Genomic DNA, 10,022 nt, shown 5'->3' with positions numbered 1-10,022 from the left:
AAAAATCCTGTAAATCCGGTTATTCATGAGTACTACACCTTAAAATGCAAGTCCAAAAAGAAGAACGTTGCAATAGGTGCTGTAATGCACAAAATATGCAATATCATTTTTGCTATGCTTCGTGATAACAAGCCCTATGAGATGATCACCCCTGAAGAACACAGAAAGCAGTTTAATCGGCTCAATCGCACTACAAAAGTTGCCTGACATCTAATTTGTCATTTTCAATGTGCTATAAATGAATTAGCTTTATTAAAGTTACCCAAAAATGCAGGTGATGGCTAATTTCTAATATTTTCAATTTACTCCTTGACATTTCTTAGCTGGACTTTGATTTGATGGTACACCACATGATATTGTTATCCGCACATTTTAAAATTTAAAATTCTATAAATCCTTGAAATTCAAAGTAACTAAACAAAAATATACGGATAACAAAAGTGTGCGGATAACTTTTCTTATCTGAATATTCGGATAAGAAAAGGATGGGTTCTGCTTGTTATATAAAAGGCTCGAAAGAACCTATGGTGAAGCATTCCGTTTTCAGTGGCCAAGGCATGCGTCAGAAGTCAGAAATCTGACCAGACAGGAGTTTCGCTGGCTGCTCGAAGGTCTGTCGATCGATCAGCCAAAAGCAATAAAACCCACGACAGAAAAACGAGATTTCTGAGATATAGTGCAAGTTGCACAAACTTTCCAAAATTGCACAAAGCTGTCTTCCTGCAGATGCCCGGAAACCTAGGAAAAACGTGCTTTCAGCGGTATAATCATACCAGTTTTGAAAGGACAGAATGCCGCTATGTCAAAGACAGATCTCTCAGGAAAGAACTCAGAAGAAAAAATCGAATATCTGATCAATGAGGTCAATTCCAGGGAGGCAGAAGTGGCTGAACTTCGTCAGGAACTCGCTGATGCCAGGGAGACCATCGAGGAATTCAAACGCATGATCTTTGCTTCAAGGTCAGAGAAAAAGCATGTCGGTTTCGATGACCCGAACCAGCTGACTCTGATGGATCTTTTCAATGAGGCTGAGTTTGCATCTGACTCATCTGTAGAGGAAATTCCGGTCAAGCAGGCAGTTGAGGGCTATCTCCGTAAAAAGGCAGATGAGAAAAAGAAGAAGCCAACCTACGAAGAGATGTTTGATTCTCTTCCGTCCAGGGAACTCAGATGTTCTGTGGCTCCCGAAGACAGGATCTGCCCGGACTGCGGTGCCGAGATGGAACGCATAGGCTGGGACTATGTACGTACCGAACTGGAGATCATCCCGGCCCAGGTACGTAAGGTCGTTATCTATCAGGAAAAGGTAGCCTGCAGGAAATGTGCCGAAAAATTTGGTGAGGCATATTTCGTAGAAGCCGAGATCCCTTCCGTCCTGATACCTAAGAGCTTTGCATCTCCGACAACGGTTGCTTATGTCATGTACGAGAAGTACATCAACTCCATGCCACTGTACCGTCAGGAAAAAGCCCTATTACAGATGGGAGTAAAGATCAGCCGTACAACCCTGGCAAATTGGTGCATTTATTGTGGCCTTAAGTACTTTAAACCTGTTTATCAGGTTATGGCAGGTCACCTCCTTGAAAGGAACTGTACGGCGGGGGATGAAACACCCTGCCAGGTACTCAAAGAAGATGGCAGGACAGCCCAGCAGAAGTCTTACATGTGGATACACTGTACCACAAACCTCGATGGGCTTCCGCCGATAATGCTCTATGAGTACAATCCGTCGAGATCAGGTTCTGTCCCTGAGAACTTCTATAAAGAGTACAAAGGGAAGTACGTCATAGTTGACGGATACCAGGGCTACAACAAACTGCCCAAAGGAACTGTCCGTTGCGGATGCCTTGCACATTTCCGCCGAAAGTTCTATGAAGCATTGCCGGCAGCCGACAGGAAAGCAGGCAAGTCCAAATCACCTGCAGCCCTGATCGTGAATCTCTGCGATAAGATCTTTGAGATCGAGCGAGGGTTCACCGGACTGACACCGGCAGAGCGAAAAATAGAGCGTGAAAAATCCAAGGAACGCGAGATCTGGAAAATGATCTGGGCAGAATTGGATAACATCTCAGCAAGCTCAGGAAGCCTGTTGGGGAAAGCGCTTACCTATGCCCGAAATCAGAAACCCTACATGGAGAATTATTTCCTTGATGGTGGTGTTCCGGTTTCAAACAATTTCACAGAAAGCTGTGGAGCAAGACCATACGCAGTGGGAAGGAAAAACTTCTATTTCCACGATACGCCTGATGGTGCTGAAGCAAGTTCCATCATATATAGTCTTGCTCAGACAGCGAAGTTAAACAACATAAGCGTCTTCAAATATCTGCAAACGGTACTGCTATACATGCCGGACTACGTGAATGAGCCCGAGGGCATTGAAGAGCTGATGCCATGGTCAGATAAAATGCAGAGGCTTTGTGCCATAAACAAAAAAGCAACAGTCGAAGATGGATCGGGTAACCCCGCACTCTTCGTCTAATAAGAGTACACGCGCTATCACTTGGCGCTTACTGTGCAAATTCACAATATACTGCATCAGAGATGACTGATATAAATCCTGAAAATATTCTCTGGAATAATTCCAAATATATAACGGTTGTCATTTGGTTGTCACCAAACGAAAAAAGTGGCTGAAACCCACGGAAATCCGTAGGTTTCGACCACTTTGAAATTATTCCATCTCTAGAAAAGCATCAACATCTAGTAAGATTGATTTTCTTTTGTGACTATATGTTGTCGTGGTTTTACGTTTATTCCGTCAATTCGTTTGCTTTTTACGATTTTTTGCAACCAAAGTGCAACCGGATACTCTTGTAGAAGTTATTATTTCCTTCTATTCCATATTATGTATTTATCGCTCAATTATTGCAAGCGATATTTTCTTTTCTTATTTGCTCCTTCTGCAATAACTATTCCATCCTCAACCATTTTAGCAAGAATAGCTCTCGTTCTCTGCGGACTAAGCCCTGAAAATGCTGCTATTTCAGCTGTTGATGACGCGCCATGCTGTGACATATATTCTGCAAACATCGACCGGCTATCATTTTCTTTTGTCATTTGTCGCTTGTTTTTATCGCTTGTCGCTTGTTTTTTATCGCTTGCCTTTATCGCTTGCTTTTCGTCCTCAGCAAGCGCCCTATACATATTAACTCTAAGGGCATTTTCCATATCGATAAACTCAATCTCTGGAAGTCCATACTCTTTAGTCTGTGTTAATATCTTTGGAATACCACTCCCCCATTGTTCGATAAGATTCATATAAACAAAAGCATTCGCGATACCATGATTTCTAACCTTCGAAAACCCTTCTTTCATCTTCTCAATCGTAACTCCTGGCATCAATCCGCCAGGAGACGAGATTTCAAGTCTATTATCATATATTGCCACCTGTACAAGACTTCCTTGCAGGTAACTGCAATTAACAACAGCATTGATAATAAGCTCTCGTATACTCTCTGGTGGCAGTTCATAAACATCCTGTCTGTGAATACCCTTAATCCTTGCTCCAAGATGAATATTACGAAGAACAAACTGATATGCCTGCTCTACCTGCTCCCAAAGATTACCCTCATACTCTCTTTTATCTACAAAAATCCCACGTGTATTGCCTTTAAATACAGCACATTGAATCTGAGACATTACGCCATCTAAGCCTCTCAGATAATAATATGCATACGTTGGGCGAATAACTCCGTTTTCTTCCTTAAGAATTCCCCAAGTTATCAGGTTATTCTTGGTAGGCGTCTTAACCTTTTTAGCGTCTTTCTCGTTCATACAATTACGCTGTGCCTCTTTTTTCATGTCCTCACAGAAGCTTTTAATATCTGCATCTGTTACTTCAATGTCTTTATTAACAACATTGTCAAAGGATCTGTTCTCATCCTCATAGTACATTTCCTGGATATATGGTCTGTCAGCAAGCCGTGTTGAACCAGCTGTACGGATAAAAGTACCCTTATCCATTCCAAGAGATTTAAGATAATAAGGTCTTTGCCTTCCAGCACTAATTTCCACCACAATAACCGTTTTATCTCCCACTGCTTGTGGCGCAATATCAGGGATAATCAAAGGTTCACAACTATCGCTTATAGCATTAGTAATCTTATCAATCATGCTAAAAACAGCTGTCTGTTCAACTCCCACAACCTCTCTGTCATCATTGACACCAATTATAAGTCTGCCACCATCACCATTAGAAAAGGCAACAATCGTCTTCATATATTTTTTATTGTCTTCCGGCAGTTTTTCTTTGAACTCCAGGTCCTTTGACTCACCACGGAGGATTTCTTCTATTGTCATATGCTGTCACCCTTTCTGTAATTTCAAATTATCTTCATTAAACACACCATAAGTACATGATGCTGAGCCTTCATATTCACTCAGGTCGATATAATCCACCTCCGGAGAAGTCTTGAAGCTCCTGCGAAGATAATCACATCCTCCATCTACGCTACATGCCCCACAACTGCAAGTCACATAATCATGTACATTCACTGATTCAATTGTATCGCCGCAGTGCTTACACTGTATAGCATTTCTGATTATCTTACGCATATAAATTCTTGACCCCATAATTCTAGACACACTTAAGCAAACATATTCTTTTACTATGTCTCATTTGTCTTTTCAAACATATTTTATGTACTACTCCTGCGAAGCAATACTATTTTCTTGGTTTGTATTATGTTCACTAAGTGATCTTCCCTGTGTGACATACGTAAATGTACCATCATTATTCTTTGAAATGATAAAATGTTCAGAAAAGGAAATTTCGTAGTTTTGATTACATATTTTTTTCTCTACTTCATGCAAATAATTAACATCTAAATCGTAGCTCACAATATTATATAGTTCCCTCCCTGGCATAGTCAGTTTATAAATCGGGAGATTGATATTCTGATCCTTACTTGACTCACCATGTATTAAATAATTCCCATATATAGCCTCAAAAGGTATCCCAGGAGCCACTTTTAAAGTTACTGAAATTATTCCACTTGAATCTATTAAACCGCACTCATCAAGTCTCAATATTTTTTCATAATTCAAATTGTAATTCTTATTGATGTCTTCATCATTTAATAACGCAGCTGTGCCACTATACTCAACAATATATTTGCAAATCTCCGCAAATAATTTTGCTTCCTCAGACGACAGTTTAGAAAGTATATCTAACGTACGAAGAGAATACGAAGACGGCCTTCTTACTTCACCGGCAAGAAGTTTACTCCATAATTTTTGCATTTCTAAGTTACCCACATCCTGTACAGAATTAAAGAAACGTGTCATCCAATCAGGATCTACAGGATCCTTCGAAACTGTAGGCGTTTCTTCCAAAATATTAGCTGCTCCAGCTATTACATCTTCTATGTTTTTTTGCTTCTTTACCTCTTGATACAATAACCGAGAGCCAGCCCGCTTGCATAACTCCATCGTCTCTTCAATGCTTATTCCCGTTTGGTTTTCCTCTGTTAAAAGCCAACCTATATCCACTTCTTCAGCATTGCTTATAAGCTTTGCTTCGCTATCAATAACAGGCCTTAAACTCTTAGGCACCATCATTGTTCCAAGTCCTTCAGAAACCGACTTATACAGTTTTTTTACAGAATCAGTTAATACATCATTATTTTCCATCCCTATTTTCAATCCCTTCAACAATCTTTTTTATATTTACACTAATTTCATCAACAAACTCTTTTATATATGCTTGAACCGTTAGTGAAAAGAACAATATCGAAAAGGCAAAAAGTGAAACAACATCTGCGACTCTACTATTACCGTCATTAGGAAGAAAAATCACCATAACAATAAAGCCAATCACTGTCCCTGAAAGAATAATATACTCAAACCATTGAATCTTTTTTATTATTATCTCATATGAATTTACAATCTGTTTTTGATCTTCCCTATACTGATTATTTATTTTAATCGTCTCATTCGAATCTTTCTTTTCACCCGATTTGTTCCACTCAAACTGCCCACAAAGAGAAGTATTATAGATGTTTAGTTCCATTTTTTGCAAACCAAGAATTATCGTTTCAGCAAGCTGAAATAGACCAATAAGAAAAGACATTATTGAACAAATCAGCAATGTTTTTCCTGTTCCTATATGAAAAATATATAAAATAGCAACTATCATATATGCCAATGCAGTACTACCTAATATGATTATTTTTTTTGTTCTCCCTCTCAACATTAATCACCTCTACCATATTTTTTCATAAGAATCTAAATATATATTGCTATTGGAATAACCATCATTGCAGGGCCTTCAATAACAGATGTTACATTCTCATTACCAAAGAATGGTTTTAATTCTGCTGAATTAAAAAGTTCCTGAAATTCTTTCATTTTATCTATCTTTAGTTTTGAAAATGCTGTATTCCTAAGCAAACTTATTCCTTCTTCATTTTCTAGACAGATTTTTGTAACCTTACCAAGAATTTTATAATTACCATCGGTAATCTCACTCATACTTTTGTTCAAAAAGTAATTTGCATCGGTATTTACAACAACATTTTTCGATTCTGTTTTACAGATTATATCCATCTTTCCATCAACTTGCAGTCCATTTATCAATGCTTCTATCTGTGAATTAAGTTTCTGATTTTCCATCATCTTTCTCGCCTTAGATTTATTTCCACCTTTTTCATCAAAAACTGTAGCAAGTCTCATAAGTTCTTGCATATTAGTCAAAAAATCTATCAACGGATTCGTTTTTAAAGTTCCCTGTAACTCTACAAAGTCACCTTCAACGATTGTATCTGAATCCCCCTTGATCAACGTATTCTCTTCCAAAATGCTTCTAAACTTCTGAAATAACGAAACAGTAGTATGTGTTCTTTGTTCTGTTATCACAGAAGACTTTTGATTATTATTTTTACGATTTGCGCTCGCCCCAAAGTTCAACCAGGCAAAAACATTTCCAGATCCAATATCAGCACTTACAGCTGTTTCTTTTCCTACTTCAGAAGAAATTTGTACATTTTTGATTTCTGAAAAGCCATCCTCTATAGTAGCTAACATATCAAATACTATTTTCGTATTTAGGTATATTGGAATAGTAAGTTTCTCACTATCTAGCTTCATCATCTACTCACTCCCCATCAATAACAAATTCACAGATATCCTCTATATTACAATTCAACGTTCTGCAAATTTTCTCTAAAATCTGCGTACTCACATGTTCATTTTTTCCTAATTTAGCTAATGCATTTGTAGTAATTCCTGATTGATCTCTGAGATCCTTTTTCATCATGTCTTTATCAATCAGGAGTTTCCAAAGTTTGTTATAACGAATTGCCATAACTTGTTACCTTTCATGTTTGCTTACAAACCTCGATTTTGAGGCATTTCACCACAAATATAATTATAACTGAGCGGTCAGTCTTCATCAATCTAAAATTGAATATTTCAATCCGAGTAAAATTCTTCAATAACAGCATCTTCACACAAATAATGATATTAAAATTCTAAATGATGCAAATAAAAAAGAGGCCTCCAGCATCACTAAGATACCAGAGGCCAACACCACCTTCACTACTTTATCCAAATTCGCGAGCAGTGTACTCTTGTACAACTTTGCTCGTTGGGGAGATTATCCCCAATCCCCTATGAACAGATTTTTTCAAATCTGGCTGCGCTCGTAAACGAGCTTTATTACACTTTGCAGCATTTCTACGAATCACAATTTTTATAAAATCCATCCAAGATTTCCAAAATCATTCTCAGACATTCCAACTTATCCAATTCAAGTTCATCCACAGATTTGAGCGACATCAGATGTTCATCAATTGTCTTCATCTCGTCTCTGATAGCGTCAAAAGTTTTGATATTTCCGACAACAGAAATCTGATTGTACATGCAGCTTTGTGCCACATAGTCCTGAATCTTCATTCCAGAAAGCCTTATCCTGTTAAATATGATTTCTCTCTCTTCCGGCGTCACTCTAAAATTGACACATGCAGACTTTTTTCGATTTTTCTCATCCTTCTTTTTCGGTTTTGTATTTTTAAGCAAAGTATCACGCCTGTATATTTTCCCTTGCTTCTTATTATCACTCATCAGCTATTCCCCCATTCGCTCATGATCCTGATTGAGCTTATCTGCCATCTTACGCTGTTTTGATGGATACAAATGAGAATATGTCATCGTAACCGACATGCTCTCATGACCTAATCTGTCAGCTATCTCCACGGGAGAAAAACCAAGCTCAATAAGATGTGCCACATGACTATGTCTTAGATCATGAATACGTATCCTCTTCACCCCTGTCTCCCTGACACCACGATCCATCTCGTGATGAAGATAGGGTTTTGAAACATTGAAAAGTCTTGTATCATCATCGCATTTATAAAGCATAGAAAAGTAATCCTCCATCTCATCGCATAAAAAGTCTGGCAGATCAATCACGCGATTACTCTTTTGTGTTTTCGGATCTGTAACATAGATTTCACCCTTTAAATGCTGTAAGGACTTATTAATTGCTAAGGTCTTTTTCTCCAAATCAAAGTCTCCTCTGGTAAGAGCCAATAACTCTCCACAACGAATTCTACACCAGTACAATATTTCAAAAGCATAATAAGAAACCGGCTTTTCCTTCATGGCTTCCTTGAACGTTTGATACTCTTCTCTGGTCCAAAACAGCATTTCTTTAGCTTTGGATGAACCCATAGATCCAGCAATCTTTACCGGATTATCCTTTAGTCCATAGTATCTTACTGCATGATTAAAAAGGGCCGACAGCTGCGCAGAAATAGACCTAAGGTAGGTTGGCTGATAACGCTTCCCCTCCTCATCTTCCATCTGTAATATCGTATTTTGCCACTGAATCACATCCGTCGGTGTAATATCAGAAAGAGCCTTATCCTCAAAATATGGAATAATCTTAGTACGAAAGGCATGTTCCTTAGTAAGCCTGGTATTATATTTGATTCTCGGTCCAATATCATTAAAATAAGTCTCTACGAATTCCGTAAGCCCCATATTTAGATTCTTAGACTTCTGAAGCAGAAACTTTCGCTCATACTCCAATGCCTCACGCTTTGTTTTAAATCCTCTTTTATGGAGGACTTTTGTTTTATTCTGCCAATTGGTGTACCTGGCATAAATCGTCCAAGTCTCCATGGCCTCGTCTTTACTTACTGACATAGTTTTCCTCCCTTCATTTTCTCATGCATGCTTCTTCATAGTAGAAGCGATTAATTTTGCCAGCCATCGTAAGAAGCTTTGGATTCTCAGCTTTCATCTGATCTGAAAGTTGTTTGATAATGGCATAGCCTTTACTTCTGGATACTCCCCAGTCCGCACACACTTCATCAACGCCTACATACATTGGTTTTGTCTTTGTGATTTCCATAAGTAAAATCTCCTTTCCAATTCCATTTAAATTACTATTGATATCATTACCGAATAACAAACATAATCGCTCATATATTCCACCACCTCCTCTGACTTTCATAAATCTGCGCATAAAAATAGGCATAAAAAATGCGTGGGAAGAAAATCAATTCTTCTCACGCATCTTAAATGCCTTTGCATTTCTAGATTAATAGTATCACCGCTCTTTCCCCGTGTATATGTCCAATGTCGGTCAAGACGAGACAACATCGGACGAAACGAGACAAAACCGGTCATTTATATAAATAGCTGATTTCTGCAACCATTTTGCAACCAGACAATTTAAAAATACAGTATTTATGGTAACAGTTCAGCCGACCCATACCAAATGGAGAAACATCCTTTCCTCCATTCGCCCACCCCACTATAAGTAGTGGAAGGACTTATGGTTACGACCCCACCCCTGCTCATGGAGGAAAGGATGGAGAATGATGCAACTTCAAATAGACCAGTCAAACTATGACTGGTCTGCCTGCAAAAAGATCTTTGATGCTCTGAAAAATGTTCATCCCTCGGCGTTTTATTGTCCTTATGACGCTCATTATGTCACAGAACATTTGGATTCCGCTTTCTTTACGAAATCCACCTGACATCTTTTGACGCTGTTTGCACATCCTGAGGTCTCT

At 38.5% G+C, this 10,022-nt stretch carries 11 protein-coding genes and 2 pseudogenes; 4 read left to right on the top strand and 9 right to left on the bottom strand.

Going from position 1 to position 10,022, the window contains the following annotated elements; all coding sequences use genetic code 11:
- The 3 genes and pseudogenes from G625_RS0113830 to tnpC all read left to right on the top strand — a co-directional run.
- A pseudogene (locus G625_RS0113830) lies at positions 1 to 207 on the top strand (IS110 family transposase); the annotation flags it as partial.
- 283 nt (positions 208 to 490) lie between these two features.
- Positions 491 to 670 (top strand): annotated as a pseudogene (gene tnpB / locus G625_RS22055) (IS66 family insertion sequence element accessory protein TnpB); the annotation flags it as partial.
- A gap of 129 nt (positions 671 to 799) precedes the next feature.
- Positions 800 to 2,479: an IS66 family transposase gene (gene tnpC / locus G625_RS20075; protein ID WP_044932862.1), complete on the top strand. Its 1,680-nt coding sequence runs from the start codon at positions 800 to 802 to the stop codon at positions 2,477 to 2,479.
- 383 nt (positions 2,480 to 2,862) lie between these two features.
- Here the strand turns inward: tnpC and G625_RS0113820 are convergent, their stop codons facing one another.
- From G625_RS0113820 to G625_RS0113785, 9 genes are all read right to left on the bottom strand, one after another.
- Entirely contained in the window at positions 2,863 to 4,299 is a 1,437-nt protein-coding gene (locus G625_RS0113820; RefSeq protein ID WP_029201578.1) for an ATP-binding protein, read from the bottom strand.
- Positions 4,300 to 4,305: 6 nt separating this feature from the next.
- On the bottom strand, positions 4,306 to 4,554 hold the full coding sequence (locus tag G625_RS22050; protein ID WP_084152915.1) for a DUF7695 domain-containing protein: 249 nt from the start codon (positions 4,552 to 4,554) through the stop codon (positions 4,306 to 4,308).
- A gap of 90 nt (positions 4,555 to 4,644) precedes the next feature.
- The gene (locus tag G625_RS0113815) at positions 4,645 to 5,631 is read right to left on the bottom strand and encodes a DUF2806 domain-containing protein (RefSeq protein ID WP_029201577.1); all 987 of its coding nucleotides are present in this window, start codon (positions 5,629 to 5,631) and stop codon (positions 4,645 to 4,647) included.
- Positions 5,621 to 6,193 (bottom strand): hypothetical protein, encoded by a 573-nt coding sequence (locus G625_RS0113810; RefSeq protein WP_029201576.1) that lies wholly within the window; start codon positions 6,191 to 6,193, stop codon positions 5,621 to 5,623. The genes G625_RS0113815 and G625_RS0113810 overlap by 11 nt, the downstream gene beginning before the upstream one ends.
- A 32-nt stretch (positions 6,194 to 6,225) precedes the next feature.
- Positions 6,226 to 7,089, bottom strand: coding sequence for a DUF6414 family protein (locus tag G625_RS0113805; RefSeq protein ID WP_029201575.1), 864 nt, complete (start codon positions 7,087 to 7,089; stop codon positions 6,226 to 6,228).
- 4 nt (positions 7,090 to 7,093) lie between these two features.
- Entirely contained in the window at positions 7,094 to 7,303 is a 210-nt protein-coding gene (locus G625_RS0113800) for a helix-turn-helix domain-containing protein (protein WP_029201574.1), read from the bottom strand.
- A 371-nt stretch (positions 7,304 to 7,674) separates the two neighbouring features.
- Positions 7,675 to 8,061: a plasmid mobilization protein gene (locus tag G625_RS0113795; RefSeq protein ID WP_029201573.1), complete on the bottom strand. Its 387-nt coding sequence runs from the start codon at positions 8,059 to 8,061 to the stop codon at positions 7,675 to 7,677.
- A gap of 3 nt (positions 8,062 to 8,064) precedes the next feature.
- Positions 8,065 to 9,147, bottom strand: a complete 1,083-nt coding sequence (locus G625_RS0113790) for a site-specific integrase (RefSeq protein ID WP_029201572.1) — start codon at positions 9,145 to 9,147, stop codon at positions 8,065 to 8,067.
- Positions 9,148 to 9,160: 13 nt separating this feature from the next.
- Positions 9,161 to 9,355, bottom strand: a complete 195-nt coding sequence (locus G625_RS0113785) for a hypothetical protein (protein ID WP_044932858.1) — start codon at positions 9,353 to 9,355, stop codon at positions 9,161 to 9,163.
- Positions 9,356 to 9,824: 469 nt separating this feature from the next.
- Between G625_RS0113785 and G625_RS22530 the strand changes: the two genes are divergently transcribed.
- Positions 9,825 to 9,986 carry a hypothetical protein gene (locus G625_RS22530; protein WP_156885126.1) on the top strand — a complete coding sequence of 54 codons (162 nt, stop codon included), beginning with the start codon at positions 9,825 to 9,827 and terminating at the stop codon, positions 9,984 to 9,986.
- Positions 9,987 to 10,022: the final 36 nt, after the last annotated feature.

It is taken from the genome of Oribacterium sp. NK2B42 (genome assembly GCF_000424445.1).
Lineage (GTDB): Bacteria > Bacillota > Clostridia > Lachnospirales > Lachnospiraceae > Oribacterium.
The sequence above is the reverse complement of the archived record's forward strand: the minus strand, read 5'-3'. Positions and strand labels throughout refer to the sequence as shown.